The organism is Brevundimonas diminuta, assembly GCF_022654015.1.
GTDB classification, from domain to species: Bacteria; Pseudomonadota; Alphaproteobacteria; order Caulobacterales; family Caulobacteraceae; genus Brevundimonas; species Brevundimonas diminuta_C.
Genome location: NZ_CP073063.1, coordinates 1,993,836 through 2,015,020 on the forward strand (window position 1 = coordinate 1,993,836; position 21,185 = coordinate 2,015,020).

At 63.9% G+C, this 21,185-nt stretch carries 20 protein-coding genes; 7 read left to right on the forward strand and 13 right to left on the reverse strand.

Features of this window, described 5'->3' with window-relative positions; genetic code table 11:
- Positions 1 to 44: 44 nt before the first annotated feature.
- Positions 45 to 530 (forward strand): hypothetical protein, encoded by a 486-nt coding sequence (locus tag KAK88_RS09920; RefSeq protein ID WP_242076523.1) that lies wholly within the window; start codon positions 45 to 47, stop codon positions 528 to 530.
- 120 nt (positions 531 to 650) lie between these two features.
- On the forward strand, positions 651 to 1,202 hold the full coding sequence (locus KAK88_RS09925) for a hypothetical protein (RefSeq protein WP_242076524.1): 552 nt from the start codon (positions 651 to 653) through the stop codon (positions 1,200 to 1,202).
- A 65-nt stretch (positions 1,203 to 1,267) separates the two neighbouring features.
- On the opposite strand, the gene KAK88_RS09930 is transcribed toward KAK88_RS09925, so the two are convergent.
- Positions 1,268 to 1,894, reverse strand: a complete 627-nt coding sequence (locus tag KAK88_RS09930; RefSeq protein ID WP_242076525.1) for a tyrosine-type recombinase/integrase — start codon at positions 1,892 to 1,894, stop codon at positions 1,268 to 1,270.
- A gap of 414 nt (positions 1,895 to 2,308) precedes the next feature.
- The gene (locus KAK88_RS09935; RefSeq protein ID WP_242076526.1) at positions 2,309 to 2,893 is read right to left on the reverse strand and encodes an arylesterase; all 585 of its coding nucleotides are present in this window, start codon (positions 2,891 to 2,893) and stop codon (positions 2,309 to 2,311) included.
- A 192-nt stretch (positions 2,894 to 3,085) separates the two neighbouring features.
- Between KAK88_RS09935 and KAK88_RS09940 the strand changes: the two genes are divergently transcribed.
- Both KAK88_RS09940 and KAK88_RS09945 read left to right on the forward strand, forming a co-directional pair.
- Entirely contained in the window at positions 3,086 to 3,778 is a 693-nt protein-coding gene (locus tag KAK88_RS09940) for an ABC transporter ATP-binding protein (RefSeq protein WP_242076527.1), read from the forward strand.
- Entirely contained in the window at positions 3,775 to 6,288 is a 2,514-nt protein-coding gene (locus KAK88_RS09945) for an ABC transporter permease (protein WP_242076528.1), read from the forward strand. Before KAK88_RS09940 ends, KAK88_RS09945 begins: the two co-directional genes overlap by 4 nt.
- A 390-nt stretch (positions 6,289 to 6,678) precedes the next feature.
- On the opposite strand, the gene KAK88_RS09950 is transcribed toward KAK88_RS09945, so the two are convergent.
- The 5 genes from KAK88_RS09950 to KAK88_RS09970 form a co-directional block, all read right to left on the reverse strand.
- Complete coding sequence (locus KAK88_RS09950) at positions 6,679 to 7,791, reverse strand: pectinesterase family protein (RefSeq protein WP_242076529.1); 1,113 nt, start codon at positions 7,789 to 7,791, stop codon at positions 6,679 to 6,681.
- Positions 7,792 to 7,868: 77 nt separating this feature from the next.
- On the reverse strand, positions 7,869 to 10,898 hold the full coding sequence (locus KAK88_RS09955; RefSeq protein ID WP_242076530.1) for a TonB-dependent receptor: 3,030 nt from the start codon (positions 10,896 to 10,898) through the stop codon (positions 7,869 to 7,871).
- Between the two features lie 107 nt (positions 10,899 to 11,005).
- Positions 11,006 to 11,950 (reverse strand): FecR family protein, encoded by a 945-nt coding sequence (locus tag KAK88_RS09960; RefSeq protein ID WP_242076531.1) that lies wholly within the window; start codon positions 11,948 to 11,950, stop codon positions 11,006 to 11,008.
- Positions 11,947 to 12,414, reverse strand: a complete 468-nt coding sequence (locus tag KAK88_RS09965; protein WP_242076532.1) for an RNA polymerase sigma factor — start codon at positions 12,412 to 12,414, stop codon at positions 11,947 to 11,949. The genes KAK88_RS09960 and KAK88_RS09965 overlap by 4 nt, the downstream gene beginning before the upstream one ends.
- A 720-nt stretch (positions 12,415 to 13,134) precedes the next feature.
- Entirely contained in the window at positions 13,135 to 14,199 is a 1,065-nt protein-coding gene (locus tag KAK88_RS09970) for an NAD(P)H-hydrate dehydratase (RefSeq protein ID WP_242078581.1), read from the reverse strand.
- On the opposite strand from KAK88_RS09970, the gene KAK88_RS09975 reads away from it, so the two are divergent.
- Together KAK88_RS09975 and glnA are read left to right on the forward strand one after the other, a co-directional pair.
- A complete protein-coding gene (locus KAK88_RS09975) occupies positions 14,083 to 14,421 on the forward strand; it encodes a P-II family nitrogen regulator (RefSeq protein ID WP_153921793.1) in 339 nt (112 codons plus the stop codon). The genes KAK88_RS09970 and KAK88_RS09975 overlap by 117 nt on opposite strands.
- Positions 14,422 to 14,502: 81 nt before the next feature.
- Positions 14,503 to 15,909 carry a type I glutamate--ammonia ligase gene (gene glnA / locus KAK88_RS09980; protein WP_066551526.1) on the forward strand — a complete coding sequence of 469 codons (1,407 nt, stop codon included), beginning with the start codon at positions 14,503 to 14,505 and terminating at the stop codon, positions 15,907 to 15,909.
- 99 nt (positions 15,910 to 16,008) lie between these two features.
- Here glnA and tatC read toward each other — a convergent pair whose 3' ends face one another.
- From tatC to KAK88_RS09995, 3 genes are read right to left on the reverse strand one after another with little or no spacing between them, the layout of a single operon-like run.
- Positions 16,009 to 16,899: a twin-arginine translocase subunit TatC gene (gene tatC, locus KAK88_RS09985; RefSeq protein ID WP_242076533.1), complete on the reverse strand. Its 891-nt coding sequence runs from the start codon at positions 16,897 to 16,899 to the stop codon at positions 16,009 to 16,011.
- Complete coding sequence (tatB, locus tag KAK88_RS09990; RefSeq protein WP_242076534.1) at positions 16,896 to 17,474, reverse strand: Sec-independent protein translocase protein TatB; 579 nt, start codon at positions 17,472 to 17,474, stop codon at positions 16,896 to 16,898. The genes tatC and tatB overlap by 4 nt, the downstream gene beginning before the upstream one ends.
- Positions 17,475 to 17,497: 23 nt before the next feature.
- On the reverse strand, positions 17,498 to 17,716 hold the full coding sequence (locus KAK88_RS09995; protein WP_159851310.1) for a twin-arginine translocase TatA/TatE family subunit: 219 nt from the start codon (positions 17,714 to 17,716) through the stop codon (positions 17,498 to 17,500).
- A gap of 110 nt (positions 17,717 to 17,826) precedes the next feature.
- Here KAK88_RS09995 and rnhA point away from each other — a divergent pair, with 110 nt between their 5' ends.
- A complete protein-coding gene (gene rnhA / locus KAK88_RS10000; RefSeq protein WP_066628408.1) occupies positions 17,827 to 18,279 on the forward strand; it encodes a ribonuclease HI in 453 nt (150 codons plus the stop codon).
- On the opposite strand, the gene KAK88_RS10005 is transcribed toward rnhA, so the two are convergent.
- The 3 genes from KAK88_RS10005 to KAK88_RS10015 are packed head-to-tail and all read right to left on the reverse strand — an operon-like array spanning position 18,276 to position 21,169.
- Positions 18,276 to 19,664 carry an MFS transporter gene (locus KAK88_RS10005; RefSeq protein WP_242076535.1) on the reverse strand — a complete coding sequence of 463 codons (1,389 nt, stop codon included), beginning with the start codon at positions 19,662 to 19,664 and terminating at the stop codon, positions 18,276 to 18,278. The two genes, rnhA and KAK88_RS10005, sit on opposite strands and share 4 nt — an antisense overlap.
- Positions 19,665 to 19,703: 39 nt before the next feature.
- A complete protein-coding gene (locus KAK88_RS10010) occupies positions 19,704 to 20,162 on the reverse strand; it encodes an NfeD family protein (RefSeq protein ID WP_242076536.1) in 459 nt (152 codons plus the stop codon).
- Positions 20,163 to 20,179: 17 nt separating this feature from the next.
- On the reverse strand, positions 20,180 to 21,169 hold the full coding sequence (locus KAK88_RS10015) for an SPFH domain-containing protein (RefSeq protein ID WP_066551520.1): 990 nt from the start codon (positions 21,167 to 21,169) through the stop codon (positions 20,180 to 20,182).
- Positions 21,170 to 21,185 lie beyond the last annotated feature (16 nt).

Here is a 21,185-nt window from a genome sequence, read left to right on the forward strand (position 1 = left end):
GTCTGGATGCGCCAGCATACTGAGGCCAGCAGATTGGATTGTAGATGATGAACACGACAACGCCTGCTGATGTCGGTGTCCTGTCAAAATTCTCGACTTGGAAAGTTCTTGGCATTAGCGGGCTTATAGCGGGAGCCGCCGCGCTAATGTGGTTTTGGCTCCTCAACTTCGGAGAGTACCAAGGACGTCGATATCCGCCGGAAGTCGCCAAGGTTCTGCTGACGATTTCCACCATCGGCATAACGGCTTTCCTTCCGCTATGTGCTTGGCATGTCTGGAATTACGTTCGCAGTCCAGCAGCTCTTTATGTCTCGGGAGGACGTCTTTTTATCTACTGGGCATACTTCCAATCGGTTGCGATTAAAGACATCGAAAAGGCTGTCGATCTGGGCCGCTCTGGGCCAATGCGCGATAGCGTTCACCTGTCGGTAAATGGTCGGCAGGCCATAGTCTTTCAGACTGGATTCATGGCGGACAGGGGCAGCGATGTCGTCGCGAAAATCAATCGCGTCCTTAGTGCTTCGGCTTGATTACGAAACCGGTCTCGAGACCAGCGTCCGCTTCTAGCAACAAGGCCTAGTACCGGAATCGACCCATTGCAGACATCGCTTTTGAGCGGCACCTTCGAGGGAGTTCTGTGAGGTTCTGGTATGGTGATTATGATGCTGGCGAGCCTGGCTTTACAGGCTCAGCCTCGAGACTATCGCGAGGAACGGCTGGGGCAGTTCGTGCCGATGGTCGTGCTGGAAATCAGTCCCAGCCTGAGACTGACCGGAGAAGTCTTCAGCATCTATGCGCCGTTTACCGGACCGCGCGACCGACACGAGCGCGTTCTCGCGGTAAGACGGGGGATCAGCGGTCGAGACGCTCCATTGAACGAAGAATGGGTAGTTGCATCCGAATGCCCTGGTGCAGAAGCAGTGCTGCTCGAGTTGGAAAGCTTGCCCCCTCCAATGGTTGATCTGCCGACGATAGGGCGTGACGATCGACAGGGGCCGACCCTTGACGGCATAGGTTATCGACTGTTCGCGAGATACCCGACGTGGCGGGACGGCTTCGCTTACGAAATGGAATACGCGACCAATATCGGCACGCCGCTCGCGGCATGGGCAAATCGGTTGAGGTCGACGCTTGAGCCCTGCTGGACGACGTCGCGACCGAGCGCATGGGGCGAATCTGACCCTTCAACTCGCGATCAATAAGTCTGCACCCCACCCCTCTGAGACATAGGGGCAGTCCGCTTTCCGGCGGGCCGCCCCAAGCCTGCTCAGAGGTCGATCTGCTCTGAAATCTCCAGCGCGTCGTCCACTTCGATGCCGAGATACCTGACGGTGCTCTCGAGCTTTCCGTGCCCGAGAAGGAGCTGGCAGGCGCGTAGGTTTCCGGTCTTCTTATAGATCAAGGCCACCTTGGTCCGTCTCAGGCTGTGGGTGCCATAGGCGCTGGGGTTCAGGTCGATCATTCTCACCCAGGTATCGACCAGCCGAGCGTACTGCCTGGTGCCTATGTGCTCTCCATCCCGGCTGCGGCTGGGGAACAGCCAGTCGTCACGCCGTAGTCCTCGGCGCTCCAACCAGTGAGCTAGAGCTTCTCTAGCGGCCTCCGTGATCTCGAACGGCACGGGCCGACCGGTCTTCTGCTGGATGATCGTCGACCGCTGCCGAATGACGCCGCCTTGAGCAACATCGCCGAGGCGGAGTTTTACTAGATCACAGCCCCGCAGCTTCGCATCCAATGCGATGTTGAACATCGCGAGATCCCGTATCGATCCAACGGACTTCAGGTGCTGACGGATCGCCCAGATGTGCTTTGGCTTGAGCGGGGCCTTCGCTCCGGTCATTCGACCAGCGTTCCAGGGTTTGCGGGGTAAACGAAATAGATCGGGCTGGCTCATGGCCACCTCCCACGATCAACGCCCCTTCCGCACGATACGCCCCAAACAACGCAGATGCGCCATGAACGGTCATGACGAACGTGCCGGAAACACGACATTCCCGGCGTGAGTTGGGCGTGCGCTTTGAGGCGCGATGCCAACCGGCTCGGCGAAAATCAGCGAGCCGGGCGGCGATCTGGCGATCCAAGCCGTCGAGCAGGGCGGTTCCATTGGCGACCGAGGCCACTGTTGCGTTGGTCTGCCAGAATGGACCGGTTTCGCCCTTTAGCGTGAAGCGCAGATGCACGGTGTCGTTGGATTTCGGCATAGGACGCTCAGACAGAGATTTTTTTTCAAACAACAGTCAGCTCCGTCGCACAAAGCGACGAGCAATCGGGGCCTTAGTGCGATCTCATAACGTCGCCCCGTCCTTGACTACACAGACAGCGCTTTTGCGACGACCGGCGCCAAGCCGTCGGCGATGATGCGCACCCCTTCAGCGTTGGGGTGGATGCCGTCTGGCTGATTGTAGCGGCGATCCAGGGCCACGCCTTCCAGCATGAAGGGATAGGTTGGAACATCTTCCTTGCGCGCCAGGTCCGCGAAGATGCGATCGAACTCGGCGGCATAGGCGCCGTATTGGGGCGGCGCCTTCATCCCCGCCAGCAGGACGGGAATATCGCGCGCCTTCAGCGAGGTGATGATGGCCTTCAGATTGGATCGGACCGTTTTGGGATCCACGCCCTGAAGCATGTCATTGCCGCCCAGGGCCACGATGCACAGGTCGGTGTCGTCCTGGACGCTGTAGCCGACCCGGGCCAGTCCGCCGCCGGTCGTGTCGCCCGAAACCCCGGCGCCGCGAACCCTCACCCTGAGCCCCTTTGCCCTCAACGCCTCTTCCAGGCGCACGGGCAGAGCCTCGGCCGAAGGCAGGCCTAAGCCGGCGGTGATGGAATCGCCCAGCAGCGTCACGATCTTTTCCGGCCCGTCCGAAGGTGCAGCCGTGGGGGAAGGCGACACCGAGGGCTTAGTCGGCTCTTTTGACGTGTCCTCTTTCGAGGCGCTGCATCCGGCAAGAATGAGCCCCACCCCTCCGGTCAGGAGCGAGCGGCGGCGCATGGACGGCATGGGCGAAGGGGGCTTTGGAGTCATGATCTGCACCCCCATATAGGGACCAGCTTTCCTCCTCCCAATCCAGCAGGCGACATATCGATGGCTTCAGCCGCTCCGCTCGTCCTCGACGGCGTCGTCCTCACCCTGCCCTCGGCGGCAGGACCCGTGGAAATCCTTCGCGGCGTGGACCTGGCCGTAGCGCCGGGCGAGACGGTCGCCATCGTCGGCCCCTCCGGATCGGGCAAATCCTCGCTGATTTCCATCGCCGCAGGGCTGGAAACCCCGACCCGGGGCCAAGCCATGCTGTTCGGTCAGGATATGGCCGCGCTGGGCGAGGACGGCCGCGCCCGCCTGCGTCGGGGGCGCGCCGCTCTGGTTTTTCAAAGCTTTCACCTCCTGCCCAATATGACGGCCGAGGAGAATGTGTCCGCGCCGCTGGAGTTGGCCCACAGGCCGGGGGCTGTGGCCTTGGCGCGCAGTTGGCTGGAGCGGGTCGGCTTGGGCGCCCGGCGGTCGCACTATTCGCACCAGATGTCCGGCGGTGAGCAGCAGCGTGTCGCCCTGGCCCGCGCCTTGGCGGTCGGGCCCGAACTGCTGTTCGCTGACGAACCGACCGGAAATCTGGACGGGACCAACGGCGCCCTGGTCGCCGACTTGCTGTTCGACCTCGTGCGCGACAGCGGCGCCGCCCTGGTCATGGTGACCCATGACGACCGTCTCGCCGCGCGCGCGGACCGGATTGTGACGATGCGCGACGGCCGGGTCGTCGCCCCGGACTTAGCCTCTGCATGAGACTCGCCGTCCGCTTTGCCCGCCGCGAACTCCGTTCCGGAATTGCGGGGTTTAGAATCTTTCTGGCCTGTCTGGCGCTGGGCGTGGCGGCGATCGCCGCCTCCGGATCGACTGCGGAGGCCTTCCGCCAGGGGCTGGCCAGTCAGGCGCGGGAGATTCTCGGCGGCGATGTCGTCTTCAGCCTCGACCAGGGCCGGTTCAGCCCTGACCAACGCGCAGCCTTCGCCGCCCTGGGGCCCGCCGCCTATTCGGTGCGAGCCAACGGCATGGCCGAGACCGGAACCGGTCAGCGTCGTCTGGTCGATATGCGCGGGGTCGACGCCGCCTACCCCTTGGTCGGCGCGGTAGAACTGTCGGGCGCCCCTGATCTGGCTACGGCCTTGCGCGTCGAGAACGGCTTAGCGGGTGCCGTCGTGGAGCAGGCCCTGCTGGACCGATTGAATCTCAAGCTCGGCGACACCTTCACCGTCGGCGGCGCGCGGTTCGTCGCCCGCGCCGTCCTTCTGGCCGAACCCGACCGCCTGGGTCGGGGCTTTGCGCTCGGGCCGCGCGTGGTGACGACCGTCCCCGCCGTCGAACAGGCCGGCCTGCTCGCCCCCGGCGGCCTGTTCGGCGAGGCGGTGCGTATCGCCCTTCCTGCCGACGTCGACCCCAAGGCCGCCATCGCGGGTATCGAAAAACGGTTTCCGCAAAGCCGGCTCGAGGCGCGAGACCGATCGGAGGCCGCCGCCGGCGCCGGACGGCTGATCGATCAGCTGGAGTATTTCCTGGGCTTCATCGGTCTGGCCTCCCTGGTGGCCGGCGGACTCGGCGTCGGGGGCGCCGTCTCGGCCTATCTGGAGGGGCGCAAACCATCGATCGCGACGCTGAAGGCGCTCGGCGCCGAGGGCGGGCTGATCCGCGACATCTATCTGATCCAGATCGGCGTGCTGGCCGCCGTCGGGGTCGCCATCGGGCTCGTGATCGGGGCCGTCGCGCCGCTCGTCATCGGCGTGCTGGCGAAGGACAGCCTGCCCATCCCCGCCCTCTTCGCGGTCTATCCGGCGCCACTGGTCAAGGCCGGAGCGTTCGGCCTTCTGGCGGCCGCAGCCTTCGCGCTCGCGCCCTTGGCCCGCGCCCGCGCCACGCCGCCTTCCGCCTTGTTCCGTCGCCAGCTTACCGACCGACCTATTCTCGGCGTCGAACTGGCCTTCGCTGTCCTGGCCGCCATCGGCCTGGCGGGTCTGGCCTTTTGGACAGCGCCGTCCAAACTTGCAGCGGCCGCCCTGATCGGCGGCACGGTCGTCGCCTTCGCCCTTCTGTGGGCGCTCGGCCGTGCGGCGGCCTTCCTGGCCGGGCGTTTGAGACGACACGCCGGCGGAGCGGTGCGGCTGGGGTTGGCCAATCTCGCCGGCCCGCGCTCGGCGGCGCGCACCGCCTCCCCCGCCATCGGCCTGGGTGTTGCGCTTTTGGCCATGGTGGTCCTGATCCAGTCCAGCCTGCTGGGCCAGATCACCGAGGTCGCGCCACGATCAGCCCCATCCGTCGTCTTCACCGAAATCCCCGCTGATCGCGGCGCGGCGTTCGATGCGGCGGTGGCGAAGGTGATGGCGACGCCCGGACCGGATCGCTATCGGCGCCTGCCCCTGCTGACCGGGCGTATCGTGCGGTTGAAGGGCGCGCCGGTCAACGTAGATGCCCTGCCTCAAGGCGAACGCTGGGCCTTCGATCAGGATATTCTCCTGACCGCCCTGGCCGGCTCGCCGGACGATGCGAATGTCGTGTCCGGCAAATGGTGGGCCGCCGACTATGCCGGTCCGCCTCAGATCGCGCTCTCGCAGGATCTGGCCAAGGCCGCCGATCTCAAGGTGGGCGACAGCCTGACCCTGCAGCTGCTGGGCCGCGAGATGGAGGTGCGCATCGCCGCCCTTCGTCGGACCGAGCCGGGCGGGTTCGGGACCAACTTCCTGCTAGTCCTCAACGCCGCCGCCATCGAAGGCGCCAATCCGCGCAGCGTCGCCATCGCCCGCGCCTCACCCGCCGAAGAACGCGCCCTGACACAGGCGCTGGGCGCAGACTTCCGAGAGGTGAACATCATCAGCGTGCGCGAGCAGCTCGAGGCCGCCGCCACCCTGTTCGACCGTCTCGCCCTGGCCATTCGCGGGGCCGCGGCCGTCGCCGGCCTTGCGGGCCTGCTCGTCCTCATCGGGGCCATTGCGGCGGGCGTGCGCGAGCGGGCGCGTGAGGCCGCCGTCCTCAAGGTGCTGGGCGGTTCTCACGCCCAGATCCTGACCGCCTACCTCGTTGAATACAGCCTGGTCGGCGCCATCGCCGGTCTCGCCGGCCTTCTTCTCGGCGCCGCCGGCGCCTGGCCGGTCGTGACGCTCGCGTTCAAGGCGACCTGGAGCGTGGACTGGACCGGCGTCGTTCTTCTTCTCACCAGCGCCACGGGCGTCGCGGCTCTTGGCGGGGGTGTGGCGGCTCTACACGCCCTGTCGCGTCGCCCGGCGCCGGTTCTTCGGTCGGTTTGATTGGAATGGTAACGTCCAGTTCGTCTGGATGCCGGTTCGGAAAATTGAGCACGGTGCATAGCGGCTAACGTCGTCCTATGACGGCGGCTCTATCGATCCGCCTCGCCTGCTGGAGCGTCAAACGCTTGCCACGCGAGAACTCTGCGCGGCCAGGCCCCCGCGAGCCGAAGGTGGCGAAACGGGCTTCTTTCGGCTGAAGCATGGTGCGGGGATTGCCGTTGCTGCCGGTTCTCACCAGCGCCACGGGCGTCGCGGCTCTGGGCGGGGGTGTGGCGGCCCTGCACGCCCTGTCGCGTCGCCCGGCGCCGGTTCTTCGGTCGGTTTGATTGGAATGGTAACGTCCAGTTCGTCTGGATGCCGGTTCGGAAAATTGAGCACGGTGCATAGCGGCTAACGTCGTCCTATGACGGCGGCTCTATCGAGCCGCCTCGCCTGCTGAAGCGTCAGACGTTTGCCCCGCGAAAAGTCGGCGCGACCAGGACCGCGCGAGCCGAAGGTGGCGAAACGGGCGTCTTCGGGCTGAAGCATTGTGCGGGGATTGCCGTCGCGGCCGGTGTACCACATCTCGGTCCAGCCCGCCGACGCGATATGGTCGTCCATCCAGCAGTCGAGGAAGGTCGCTGCGCCGACAAACTTCGGATCGCCGTACCGACCATCAGGGAAGGTGCTGGACGGTCGCCAGGGGCGTCCCAGAAACACGGAATGGCGCGGAACACCGGCGTCCCTGGTGAGACGGCAATCGTGGAAGACAAAGCCGTAGTCTTGCTCAATCGGCGTGCTTGGAGCGACGATATAGCCTTCGACCGGATCAGCGGGACGCAGTCGCGATCGGATTTCGCAACGTTCGAACCAGGCACGCCCCGCGCCGAAGATGAAGTCATAGCTGCCGGTGATCAGGCAGTTTTCGAACAACGTCGCGCCCGCGTCGGGGAACAGGGTGTCCTGGTAGCTGAGGATGTCGCAGTCGCGGACCACGGCGCGATCCGACCCTTTGTCCATCATCAGGGCCACGGCCTGGGGACCCGCGCCATTGTGCGAGTGCAGGCCGTTGGGCTTGGTCATTTCCGCCAGACCGTCGAAGGCGTTGTTGATCGTCAGGCGCTCGGCGTGAAAGTCGGGCGCCCGCACGAACAGGGTCGGGGTGCGGAACGTGCCCCACATCCGGCCATCCGGCGCCGCAAGTCCCGACGCCGCCAAATGATTGATGACCGAGGCCGAGCGATCTTCGCCAATCAGATGAATGAAGGGTTTGTCGACGATGACCTGCTCGGTCCAGATGCCGCGCGTGATGAGGATGCGAAAAGGCTTTCGCCCGTCCGCCGGTGCGGCGGCGATGGCCGCGGAAAGCGTGGAATAGGAAGGCGCGCCGATACGGCGACCGGCGTCGCTGGTCCCTAGCACAGCATCGTAGGGCGCCACAGCGGCCCAAGAAGACGCCGGCGCCATCATCGGCAAAGCTGCGGCGGCGACAAGCGCCTGACGGCGCGAGAATGACAAACGCATGAGAGCCCCTGATGAAAAAGAGGGCGCCGGCCGACAGGTCGGCCAGCGCCCAGTCTCCCGGAGGAGTTGGGAGTGTCTTAGAAGGTGTAGCGGACGCCGAAGTTGTACTGCCTTCCGGTGTGCGAATAGACGTAGATGCTGTCGCGACGGCTATCGGTGTACTGCTCGTTAAAGGCGTCGGTCAGGTTCAGGCCTTCGAACGTCACCTTGATGCGGTCCGTCAAAGCATAGGAGGCCGAGGCGTCCACCGTCACGATGTCGCGCACGCCATCGATGTCATTGGTGCTGGTGCCGCTAGGGACCGCGGTCAGATATCGATCGCGATAGGCAGCCGAGACGCGGGCGCTGAACCGATCGTCTTCGTAATAGAGGGTGGCGTTGTAGGCGGTCTTCGAAAGGCCGAGCAGATCGTTTTCAACGAAGCCCGTCGGTGATCGCGAGGAAATATAGCTGATCTTGGAGTCCACCAGCGTGACGTTGAAGATGGCGCCGAGATTGTCGAACGGTCCGGGCAGGAAGGTGAAGGGCTGTTGGTAGCTGACCTCGATCCCCTTCAGCGGACCGCCCTCGGTGTTCACTGGCTGGCTGAACAGGAAGACGTCGCTGGGCGAAACTCCCAAGCCGTTCAGCAACTCCAGCGGCAAGCCGGATTGGTTGAAGGGCTGAGACGTCCGAGAGGTTTGAATGTAGCTTTCGATGTCCTTGTAGAACAGGCCGACGGACAGCAGGGCGTCAGGCGCGAAATACCATTCCGCCGACAAGTCGTAGGTCGTGGCGCGAATGGGATCCAGATACGGATTGCCCGAACTGACGCTGAACACGCCGACCGTGCTGAGGCTGCCGCCCGGCGTTACACTGCCCAGGTTTGGACGGGTCATGACCTTGGCGGCGCCGAACCGCACCAGGAAGTCCGGCGTAACCTCCGCCGTCAGATTCAGTGCCGGCAAAACGTCGTCATAGTCGCGATCGACGGTCGTCTGCTGCGCGGCGCCGGCAACCAGTTGATAGCCGGTCGAGCTCTGCTTCGTCTTGACGTAGCGCACACCAATGTCGCCGCGTACCGGCACGGCGCCGAGTTCGGTGTCGAAGTCGAGCTGCAGGTAGACCGCCGAGTCTTTCTCGGTAACATTGCGGATGTTGCCGCGGGCATTGGCGTTGGAGGCGCCGCTGAGTTCGAACAGTCCCGTGCCGCTGTAGATGTTGAACAGGTCGGCAAAGGCGTTGAGGTTCGGCGCGATCCAGTTCGTGACCGTGCCGTTTGGCGCACCGAGATTGCGACCAAAACCACTGACCAACTCGGTCAGGCTGGCCAGGGTCACGCCGGCGGGCAGTTGCGGCACCACGCCCTCGTTGACCCGCGCCAGCGCCCAGGAGTCGAACTCATATTCCTTGTAGTTCACCCCGGCCTTCAACGTCAGTGACGGCGTCAGATCGTAGCCGCCGTCAAGTTGCGCGGTCTTTATCGTGTTAGTGACGCCCTGCGGTCGCAGGCGGATTTCCGAGCGCGCCGCCCCGAAGTTGTAGGCCAGCGGGTCGGTCACGTCATAGCCGAACCGGATCAATGGCGCGTTGCGGTTTTCGCGATAGTCGTATGAGTAGTTGTCCGAATTTTCTCGGTTCAGAATGACGGTCGTCTGGATCGGATTGTCAAAATCAGACTTGGAATAGCCCACCAAGCCCTTGATCCTGAACCGGTCGCTGAACGCGTGCTCCAGGCTCAGCGTGCCTTGTGTGTATTCGGTGTCGAGCTCGTCGTAGCGGGTTTCCGTCTCCACATCGACGTCGTCGAACAGGCCGTAGACCATGTCGCCGTTGGCATCGATGACGCCGTCGCGCACGATGATTTCTGGTCGGCCGCCCTGCGACGCGTTGCGCGCGAAGGACAGGGCTTCCAGCCAGTTTTCCTGACGCGTGGCTTTGAAGTCGGAGTAGAGCAGGTCAAGATTGATCAGCGTCTGTTCCTGCGGGCGGAACTGTAGCGATCCCGTCAGGCCCAGCCGCTCCTGATCGTGCGTCAGTCGGCCGTAACGCGGAAACCGGGGCGTATAGACGTCGGCCCGCCTCGCATCGGCAAAGGGCGATGCGGGATTATAGCCGCCGGCCTCGGTTCCGTTCAGCCAGCCGCCGGAGCCATGCCCCTCCTCAAGTAGGCGACGCTTGGTGTAGGCCATTGAGACGAGGGCTCCGAGACGCCCATCCATCCAGGTATTGCTGGCGAGTGCCGCGAACCGCGGGTCCCATTCCTGGGACAGATCATTGTAGCCGTATTGGCCCGACACGACGAGGTTGGCCCCGGCGTAATCGAACGGACGACCGGTCTGCAGATCGACCGTAGCGCCCAACGACCCCTCTTCCGTTTCGGCCGAAGCGGTCTTGCGGACCGTAATGCTGTTGAAAAGCTCGGATGCGAAGACGTTGAAGTCGAAGGCTCGGTTGCGGTTGGCGCCGCCTGAGCTGTCGGTGCCCGACGCAGTGCTCTGTCCCTCCACGCCGTTGATGCGGACGCGCGTGAACTGCGGACCAAGGCCGCGCACCGTGATCTGACGGCCTTCGCCGGCGTCGCGTGCGATAGAGACGCCAGGCACCCGCTGAATGGACTCCGCAAGGTTGGCGTCCGGAAAATCGGCCATGTCCTCGGCCTTGATCACATCCACGACGCCATTGGCTCGTCGCTTGGCCGTCAGCGCGCTGCCTAATGACGCACGGAAACCGGTTACCACGATAGTTTCAACTTCGTCCGCCTGGTCTTCGACCTCGCTCCCCTGGGCCACGGTCTGGGGCGCGACGCTCGCGCCGGCGAGCACTGCCGTTCGGCCGTTGTTGGAGGCCACCACCAAGTTGCTGCCCTGCAGGAGCCGACCCAGGCCCTGATCAACCGAATAGACGCCTTGCACAGCGGCGGTTCGCTGTCCTGCGACCGCGTCGGTCGACGCCAGGATTTGCAGATCCGCTTGGCGTGCGAAGGCCGGCACGCCGGTCGAGGCAGGCTGCGCGGGGACATTGAATTGTCTGGCCTGGGCCTGAACTGACCCGGCGCCGGCCAGCGCCATCGTGCTGACGGCAATCATCAGCGACGCCTTCGCGCCTTGGTTTCGCGACATGGCCATGCGTCGGCCCTCCCTTTTTCTGTTTCCTGGTTCCCGGACCCTTCTTCGAGGGTTCCGAGAGTCTCGATGTTCGACGATCGACTTTCCGTCGCCGGACGAAAAAAGATTTATCCCGCGCCACCCAACATGATGACATCTGCGCCCACCTTCACGCTCGCGTCATGGGCAACGCCCACCGCCTGGGCGAAGCTTTCCGGTTCGTTGGTGCGGAACCATCCGACCACGGTGCGGCCTTCCAGATCCGGATCGACGATCACGATCTTGCGGTTGTTGTAGCGGTTGAACTCAGCTGCCGCCGCGCCAATCGTGTCGCCATCCAGAACAATCTGCCCCTCTCGCCAAGACAGAGCCCGGTCCATTTCCAGCGGACGCTTCACCGGACTGGACGCGCCGGCCTGGTCGCTGACGAACACCTGTTCACCGGCGGCGACGCGGCGGCGCATTTTTCCAGCGCCCTTGTCGCTCCAGACCTCCACGACGCCTTCCGTTACGCGAACTTCGGCCCCGCCGGACTTGCGGCGAACGGAGAAGGCAGTGCCGACCGCTTGGACGCGGACATCGCCCGCCGCCACAACGAAAGGCCGCGCTCGATCTTTTGCGACCTGAAACCAGGCCTCTCCCTGGTCAAGGGTCACGGCGCGTTCGGCCTTCTGAAAGCGGATGTCCAAAGTCGTGTCGGTGTTAATCGCCGCCATAGACCCGTCGGCCAGAGGTACGCGGCGGATTTCTCCCACCAGGGTGCGATAGCGCTGGCGCGACAAGATCGGCGTCAGGACGACCCCGGCCGCGACGGCCGCCGCCAATCCCATTCCCCCGAGAAGCACGCGGCGGTTGGGCTTCGCCGGCGCGCGGTGCGTTTGGGTCTGAGGCATAGGCTCGACCATCAAGGCCATGACCGCTCGCGCCCGCCATAAAGCGCCCTCACGACGGCTGTCGCCAGCGAGCCAGTCGTCCAAAGCCGCCTGGTCGGACGCGCTCATCACGTTTGCGTCCAGTCGAGCGGCCCAATCGGCCGCCACCGCGTCGATCTCTGTGGAGGCTTCACGGCTCATGCCCGCCGCTCCCCGGTCGATGATGGGGCGACAGTGGCGTCAGCCTTGGCCAAGCCTGCCAGCACGGCTTTCAGCCCGCGCGCCGCTTCGTTCTCGACCACGTTCTCCGTTACGCCCAACTGGCGCGCGATCTCCTTTTGCGACAGCCCCATCACGCGGCGCATCTCGAAGATGCGTCGGCTGCGTTCGGGCAATGTGGCGACGATCTTCATTACGCGTTCGAGTTCCTTGCGTCCCCCGGCGATACGCTCGGGCGACGGTTCGTCCCACTCGATGCGCAGGGCGTCGATTTCCGTCACGGCGTCGATCCGGACAATCCGGGCGCGGCGCATCTGCTCAAGCACGACGGACCGCGCGGTCTGGAAGAAATAGGCGCGAGGACTCTCGATCTGCTCGACCGCCTTCAGGTTGGCCAATCGGCAATACGATTCCTGAATTACATCATCGACATCGTTGGAGGTCACAAGCGATCGTCGAAGCCAAGCGCGAACGTCCTGCTCGTGGGGCAGGATTTCACGCCCCAACCAGCGAACCCGTTCTTGTTCTGATTTCCCACCGTCTTGAGCCAAATCCACTTCCCCCATTGGTCACGATGCGCGGCAGTGGCGTTTCCGTCAAAATACAACATTCGGAAGCTGGGGCATGTAAAGAGGTGCCGATGCGCAGTGCCCAGCGTTGTGTGGATGGCGCTGACAGCATTGAGCAACTACGGCGAAACCAAAGCCACGCACGGCATGCCGGTGCGGCGTGCGGCGCTGGCCGCCCAGTTGTACTCCTGTCCCAGAAATCCGCCCGACCCTCGCCCTCACGATCATGGTGTGTGCACGCGGGTGCCGATATGCTCCGTGCGGTGTGGCTGACCGAGAGAAGACTCAGCCGAACTCAGGCTGAAGCGATTGTGCAGTGTCCATTCTTAGAGCGGACATGCGAACTTCCGCCATGAGTCAGTAACGGACAAACTGCCGCCCCCGAATCTTATCCACAGGAACGCGGCGGAAGGAAAATTTGACGATGCCACAGCTCTGGCAACGTATGCCGTTGCAACATTGCTTGGATCAGAACCTGCAACAGCCTTCTGGTCGCTGATCGAAAATAAATTCACTATATACAGTGTTTTAGGGGCGCAACAGTCGCCGAACTTGTCCCATCTGCGAAATATGATGGTTAGGCTGAGGTAGGACGAGCTAGGTCGCCAAGGCCTTCCATTGCTCGAACAAGGCCTTTGGCAAAACGTCATAGAGGTCGTCCGAGGTCAGTCCGGGACCAAAGCGTTCTGCGGCGTCGGAATGGAGCCAGACCGCGGCGCAAGCGGCATCGAAGCTGTCCATGCGCTGGGCGGCCAATCCGCCGATCATGCCGGCCAGGACGTCGCCGGTTCCGGCCGTCGCCAGCCAAGGCGAGCCGTTCTCGTTTCGGCGGATACGGCCGTCAGGCGATGCGATCAGCGTCTGGGCGCCCTTCAAAACGATCGTCGCCTGGGCCGCTCGCGCCGCATCTTGAACAGCCGTTTCGCGGCCTTGCGCAAGGAGGCCTGGGAACAGTCGTTCAAACTCGCCTTCGTGGGGCGTCAGGATATCGTCGCGATCCAATACGGCGAACAGTTCGGCCGTTCGACCTTTGAAGACCGACAGACCATCGGCGTCGATCACCAGAACGGCGCCGGTGGAACCCAGCGCCTGAATATTTGCGATCGTCGCATCGTCCAGGCCTGCGGCCGGCCCGATCACGACGGCGTCGCTGCCGGCGGCTTCCCGACTTAAGTTTTCGGGTGAAGAAAAAGGCGTCAGCATAACCGCCTGCACAGCCGGCGCGATCACCGACGCCGCGTCGGGCGGACAAAGGATTCGCACGACCCCAGCGCCCATCCTGAGACCCGCATGGGCTGCAAGCCGCGCGGCGCCGGTGTGATGCGCCTTTCCGGAAACGACCGCCAAACGACCACGCGCATGCTTGTGCGTTTCCGCGCTCGGCCAAGGCAGAAAATTGCGCCAGATCGCCGGGTCGTTGGTTTCTATCATCCGCGTTCCGATTATCCTTCGCCAGCCTGCGAAAATCGCTTGCTTTGAGCAGCCCTGCTGTGTCCCATTCGCGCCCGAGCGCCGCTGCATTCCGTGCGCCGCTCCGGGGTCGCCATGAAGAAAATCGAAGCCATCATCAAGCCCTTCAAGCTGGATGACGTCAAAGAGGCGCTCCAGGACGTGGGCGTGCAAGGCATGACTGTGCTGGAGGCCAAGGGATATGGTCGCCAGAAGGGTCATTCCGAACTGTATCGCGGCGCGGAATACGTCATCGACTTCCTGCCCAAGATCAAGATCGAGGTGGTCGTCGCCGACGACCTCGCACCCGCAGTTGTCGAGGCCATTCAGAGCTCGGCCCGCACAGGCAAGATCGGCGACGGCAAGATCTTCGTGTCCGACGTCGCCGAGGTGATCCGCATCCGCACCGGCGAAACCGGAGCCCAAGCCGTCTGACCTGACTACCCTCCCCGGCCCTCGGCCCTCGGGTCGCTGTCCGGTCTCCTCCCCAAACGACAAGAACAGGACTTTTCGAGAATGAGCGCCAGCAAGATCCTCAAAGAGATCAAGGATGAGGAGGTCCAATATGTGGACGTCCGCTTCACCGACACGCGCGGCCGTCTGCAGCACGTCACCTTCGACGTCGATCTGGTCGACGAGGACTTCCTGAACGAAGGCACGATGTTCGACGGCTCGTCCATCGCCGGCTGGAAGGCCATCAACGAGTCCGACATGCTGCTGAAGCCGGACCTGACCACGGCCTATATCGATCCCTTCTATCAGCAGAAGACGATGTTCCTGTTCTGCGACGTGCTGAACCCGGACACCGGCGAGCCCTACAACCGCGACAGCCGCTCGATGGCCAAGAAGGCGCTGTCCTATGTCCAGTCGTCGGGCGTGGGCGACCAAGTCTTCTTCGGACCGGAAGCCGAGTTCTTCATCTTCGACGACGTGCGCTGGTCTACCCAACCGCACGACACCGGCTACAGCTACGATTCGACCGAGCTGCCCGCCAACACCGGCGCCGAATATTCCGAGGGCAATATGGGCCATCGCCCTGGGCCCAAGGGCGGCTATTTCCCCGTCAATCCAGTCGATTCCGGCCAGGATCTACGCGGCGAAATGCTGGGCGTCATGCGCGATCTGGGCCTTCAGCCCGAGAAGCACCACCATGAGGTGGCTCCGGCTCAGCACGAGCTGGGCCTGAAGTTCTCGGACCTGCTGACCATGGCCGACCGCCTGCAGCTTTATAAGTACGTGATCCACAATGTGGCCCACGCCTACGGCAAGTCGGCGACCTTCATGGCCAAGCCCATGTTCGCCGACAATGGCTCGGGCATGCACGTCCACATGTCGATCTGGAAGGACGGCAAGCCTCAGTTCGCCGGCGACCAGTACGCCGGTCTGTCGCAGGAATGTCTGTGGTACATCGGCGGCATCATCAAACACGCCAAGGCCATCAACGCCTTCGCCAACTCGACCACCAACAGTTACAAGCGTCTGGTTCCCGGATATGAAGCCCCGGTGAAGCTGGCCTATTCGGCCCGCAACCGCTCGGCCTCGATCCGTATCCCGCACGTCTCCTCGCCCAAGGCGAAGCGTCTGGAAGCTCGCTTCCCCGATCCGATGGGCAACCCCTATCTGACCTTCGTCGCCCTGCTCATGGCCGGTCTGGACGGCATCGAGAACCGTATCGATCCGGGCGCGCCCGCCGACAAGAACCTGTACGATCTGCCGCCGGAAGAGCGCGGCTCGATCCCCGAGGTCTGCGGCTCGCTGCGTGAAGCGCTGGAGAACCTAGATAAGGACCGCGCCTTCCTCAAGAAGGGCGGCGTCATGGATGACGACTTCATCGACAGCTATATCGAGCTGAAGATGGAAGAGGTGATGCGTCTGCAACTGCATCCACACCCGGTCGAGTTCGACATGTACTACAGCTGCTGATCATCTGATCGCAGCCAAGACAAAGGGCCGGGGATCGCTCCCCGGCCCTTTTTTGCGTGGCTTGACTGCTTCGAGCAGCGATCGACACACCGACGCGGGCTAAGCGATCTCGGCTTCCATATCGTCCGCCTTCTTACGGCGCAGCTCGATCAGTCGCACGCACCAGATTGAAATCTCGTAGAGAATGACCAACGGCACGGCCAACATCAGTTGGCTGATCGGATCGGGCGGCGTGACGACCGCCGCGACTACGACCACAGCCACGATGGCGTAGCGACGACCGGCGGCCATGACCTTGGAACTGATCAGACCGGCGAGGCCCAGCAGCGTGGTCACGACAGGCAGTTGGAAGCAAAGGCCGAAGGCGAGCAGTAGCGAGGTGACAAGGCTGAGATAGTCGGAAATCTTCGTCGTCTGCGCCACGGATATGCCGTCGGTGGCGACCTGCTGGCTCAGCGAGAACAGCATCACGAACGGCAGCATGACGTAATAGACCAGCGCCCCGCCTAGGCAGAACATCACAGGCGCGGCGATCAGGAACGGCAGAAACGCTCCGCGTTCGTTGCGATAGAGGCCCGGCGCGACGAACCGGTACATCTGCCACGCCATGACCGGGAAGGTCAGGACCGCCGCGCCGAAGGCGGCGATCTTCATCTTGGTGAATAACTGTTCCAGCGGGGCCGTGGCGATCAGCTGCACAACGGCGGCGCTGCCTGGCGGATAGGGTTTGATCCCCGTCATCACCGCGATCAGTTCGATGGGATTGGCGTGACCGCCTGTCGCCAGAGCGGCGGCATGAATAGCGACGGCGGCCTGATACGGCTTGATCAGCGCAATCTGGATCTGATTGGCGAAGGCGAAGCAGAGGATGAAGGCCAAGAAGAAGGCCACGACGCAGATCAGCAGCCGCCCGCGCAGCTCGATCAAGTGATCCATCAGGGGCGCGCGCGACGCCTCGATCTCGGCCTCGTCACGATCGGAAGGCGTCACAGGTCAACGGCTTTCTTGCGCGAGGTCTTGGGCTTGGCGGCTACAGGCTTGGTCTTGGCGGCAGGCGCGGCGGTTTTCGGTATGGTGGCTGAGCGAGGTTTGGCCGTCGCCGATCCGGAAGCACCCGCCCCCGTCTTTGCCTTGGGGGCCGTTCGTTTGGGTTTCGTCGCCGTGACAGGCTCAACAGGCGACGGCGTGTCCGGCCATTCGTTGGCCGCAGGCGTCATGACCGGAGCCTCCGGCTCGGGGGCAGGCAGGGCAGCCGCAGCAGTCGGCCCGGTCAATCCGGCGTTGATGTCCTTGAACGCGGCGTCCGCCTCGGCCCCCAAGGGATACATGGCCCCCTGCCCCGTCCGCAGCGCCTCGACCTCCTTGCGCAGGTCGTCCAATTCGGACTGACGCGCCATCTCGTCGAAACTGGATCGGAACTCGTTGGCCATGGCGCGCGCCTTGGCCACCATCTGACCGACGCGCCGCATCAGGACAGGCAAATCCTTTGGCCCCACGACAAGCAGGGCCACCAGACCGATCACAACCAATTCGAAACCCCCGATACCGGGGCCGAGCCCGCCCATGCGTCAGCCCTTACAGACGACGACTAGCGCTTCAGCTCTTCCTTTTCCGCCTCGGTGCGCGGCAGCGAGCTGACGCCGTCGTGCGGACCGTCCTTCTTGTCCTCGTCCTTCAGGCCATCCTTGAAGGCGCGGATGCCCTTGGCGGCGTCACCCATGATGCCCGACAGCTTGCCCCGGCCGCCGAACAGCAGCGCGATGACGACGATGACGATGGCCCAGTGCCAGATGCTCATGGAGCCCATGGCTAATCTCCTCGCGGGGACCGGTCATCCAGTCCCATCCACTCTTATTCGACCTGCATATAGGCGCAGTGATGGCCCCGCGCCAAGGGAGGCTGTAGGTCTGCGCGACCATGAGTCCCTCCGATCACGTCATCATCCACACCGACGGCGCCTGCAAGGGCAATCCCGGCCCCGGCGGCTGGGGCGCCGTGCTTCAGGCCGGCGGCGGTCACGAGAAGGAGTTGTGGGGCGGCGAGCCCAACACGACCAACAACCGCATGGAGCTGATGGCCGCGATCATGGCGCTGGAAGCCCTGAAACGGCCGTGTAAGGTCGAACTGCATACCGACAGCAAATACGTCATGCAGGGAATCACTGAATGGATGCGCGGCTGGAAGGCGCGCGGCTGGCTGACGGCCGACAAGAAGCCGGTCAAGAACGCCGATCTATGGCAGCGGCTGGACGCGGCGCGCCTGCGTCACGACGTGAAATGGCGATGGGTAAAGGGTCATGCCGGCCACGAACTGAACGAACGCGCCGACCAACTGGCGAATCGCGGTGTCGCGGAACTACCCCGGCGCTAGACCGCCTCGACCTCCTTATCCGGCTCGGCTGGACGTCGGCGGACGCGCGATCCGCTCATCACCGCGCCAAACAGGGCTGTAACGGCCGCGATCTGGAACCCATGACCGACCCCGTTGATCGGCGCGGCCGACAGCAAAAAGGCTACCACCACGGCGCCCAGGGATTGCCCCACGACACGCGCCATGCCCAGGGTTCCACCCGCTGCGCCGGCGCGATCTTTCGGAGCCTCCGACAACATGGCGCGATTGTTGGGCGACTGGAAAAATCCGAAGCCCGCGCCGCAAAGCGCCATGCGCCACACGATGTCGAAATGGGTCGAATCGGCCTTGAGGAAACTCAGCGCCATCAGGCCGCAGGCGAACAGGCTCAGGCCGATGGCCCCCAGCACGCCCGCCGAATAGCGATCGGAAAGATAGCCAGCCAACGGCGCAGCAATCATGGTCGCCAGTGGCCAAGGCGTCATCAGCAGGCCGGTCTCGACCGCTGTAAGTCCCAATGATCCCTGGAGAAAGAAGGGCAAGGCCACGAACGCCATCATCTGAGCGGTGAAGGATATGATCGATGTGGCGACCGACAGGCTGAACATCGGTCGCGCCAGCAGGTCCAGCGGGATCAACGGCGAGGTCCGCGAGCGCTCGTGCCGAATCAGCAAAATCCCGGCTGCGAGCCCTGCCCCTGTCAGACCGAAGCCAAGAACGGCCGCCTCACCGTGCGCCAGCGATTGAAGGCCGGTGATCAGCAGGCCGAACGCCGCAGCGTTCAGCGCGGCTCCGACCCAGTTCAGCTTTCGCGGCTGAAGTTGGTTGTGTGGCAGGGTGAAACCCGCCAGCGACACCGCCAGCAGGCCGATCGGCACATTCAGCGCGAACAGCCAGCGCCAGTGTCCGACAGCCAAGATGGCGCTGGCGATGGTCGGCCCCGCGGCTGCCGCCAACGAAACGATCACCGCGTTGATCCCGACCGCACGACCCAGCAGTCGCTGCGGATAGGTGTACCGGACCAAGGCTCCGTTGACGCTCATGATGCCTGCCGCTCCGAAGCCCTGAACAACGCGCGCGAGGCTGAGCGTCTCGATAGAGTTGGCGAACACACAGGCGATGGAGGCCAGGGTGAAGACGGCCAGACCGGCCTGCGACACACGGCGATAACCGACCATCTCGCCCAGCGACGCCAGTGGCAAAAGGGCGACCACGATGGCGATCTGATAGGCGTTGACGATCCAGATGGAGGCGGCCGAGGACGCCTGCAGATCCCGTGCGATCGACGGCAAGGCGACATTGGCGATCGCGCCATCCAGAACAGCAAGCGTGATGCCCAGGCCGATGGACACAATGGCCCAATAGCGCCTGGGTGTCGGCAAACCGTCCGCGAGGGCGTTCTGCATGGCTCTCATGACTGATGAACGCCGATGCGACCGTTGCGTTCAGACGGGCGATTGCACCGTCAGCAAGGAGCCGTTCACGCGCATCACGACAACATCCTGTCCTTCGATCGGCGCCTCGCCAACGATCTCGGCCGGCCACTCGGCGCCGGAGATGAAGACACGACCGCGGCCCGAGACGAACGTCTCGACCACCCGCGCCCGCTGACCGACGAGACGGCTATCGCGATCGTTGATGTCGGGACCGTCGGGATTGGCTTTGGAGATCAGACGGCGGGACAGCAGGGTGGCGATGACGGTCAGAACCGCGAAGACGGCGACCTCGCCCGGCAGCCCCAACCGCACGCCCGCCGCCGTCATGACCGCGACGACGCCGGCCGAAACAGCGGGCCACAGCAGCCATTCGGTCGAGAACATCGCCTCGACCGCCAGCAGCAGAACCCCGATCGCCAGCCAGATCCAGAACGGCTGGGCGACATAGAGATCAGCAAGCGACATCATCGATCAGCCTCCTTGGATCAGGCCGAGGGTGGAACCGAGCCCCCGGCGGGGCGGCGGGGCGGCGCGGGCCGCACGGGCGGCGTCGCGGCCGAGTTCTGATCCTTGGCCAAGCTGACCATCTCGCCGATGCCGGCGATCGTGCCGACCAGAGCGCCCATTTCGGCGGGCACGATGACGGTGCGTTGCTGCGGGCTGCGCGCCAGTTCGGCGAAGGCTTCGACGTATTTCTGAGCCACAAAATAGTTGATGGCGTTGACGTCCCCGCGGGCGATGGCTTCCGACACCATGGCCGTGGCGCGGGCCTCAGCCTCGGCCTCGCGCTCGCGCGCCTCGGCGTCACGAAAGGCGGCTTCCTTGCGACCCTCGGCCTGAAGGATGGCGGCCTGTTTTGCGCCCTCGGCGCGTGCGATGGCTGCGGATTTCTCGCCGTCGGCCTCGGTGATGACGGCGCGACGTTCACGTTCGGCCTTCATCTGACGGGCCATGGCGTTGGTGATGTCGGTCGGCGGGGTCAGATCCTTGATCTCAATCCGATTGACCTTGACGCCCCACGGCTCGGTCGCGGCGTCGATGACGTGCAGCAGGCGCGTGTTGATGCTGTCGCGCTGGCTCAGCACCTCATCCAGTTCCATCGAACCGACCACGGTTCGCAGATTGGTCATGCACAGCTGCGAAATCGCATAGGGCAGATCGTCGACGCGATAGGCGGCGCGGGCGGAGTCCATCACCTGAATGAAGACGATGCCGTCCACCTTCACCATGGCGTTGTCCTTGGTGATGACCTCCTGGGTCGGCACGTCCAGCACCTGTTCCATCATGTTCATGCGGCGGCCGACGCGTTCCACGAACGGGGTCAGGAAGCCGATGCCCGGACTCAGCGTCTTCGTGTATTTTCCGAAGCGTTCGACTGTGAACTCACGGCCTTGCGGCACGATCTTGATCACGCTGATCAACAGCACGATTGCCAGCAGCAGCACGACGCCGGCGAAGATGGTGGTCACGTCCATTCAGATCCCTCCCTGA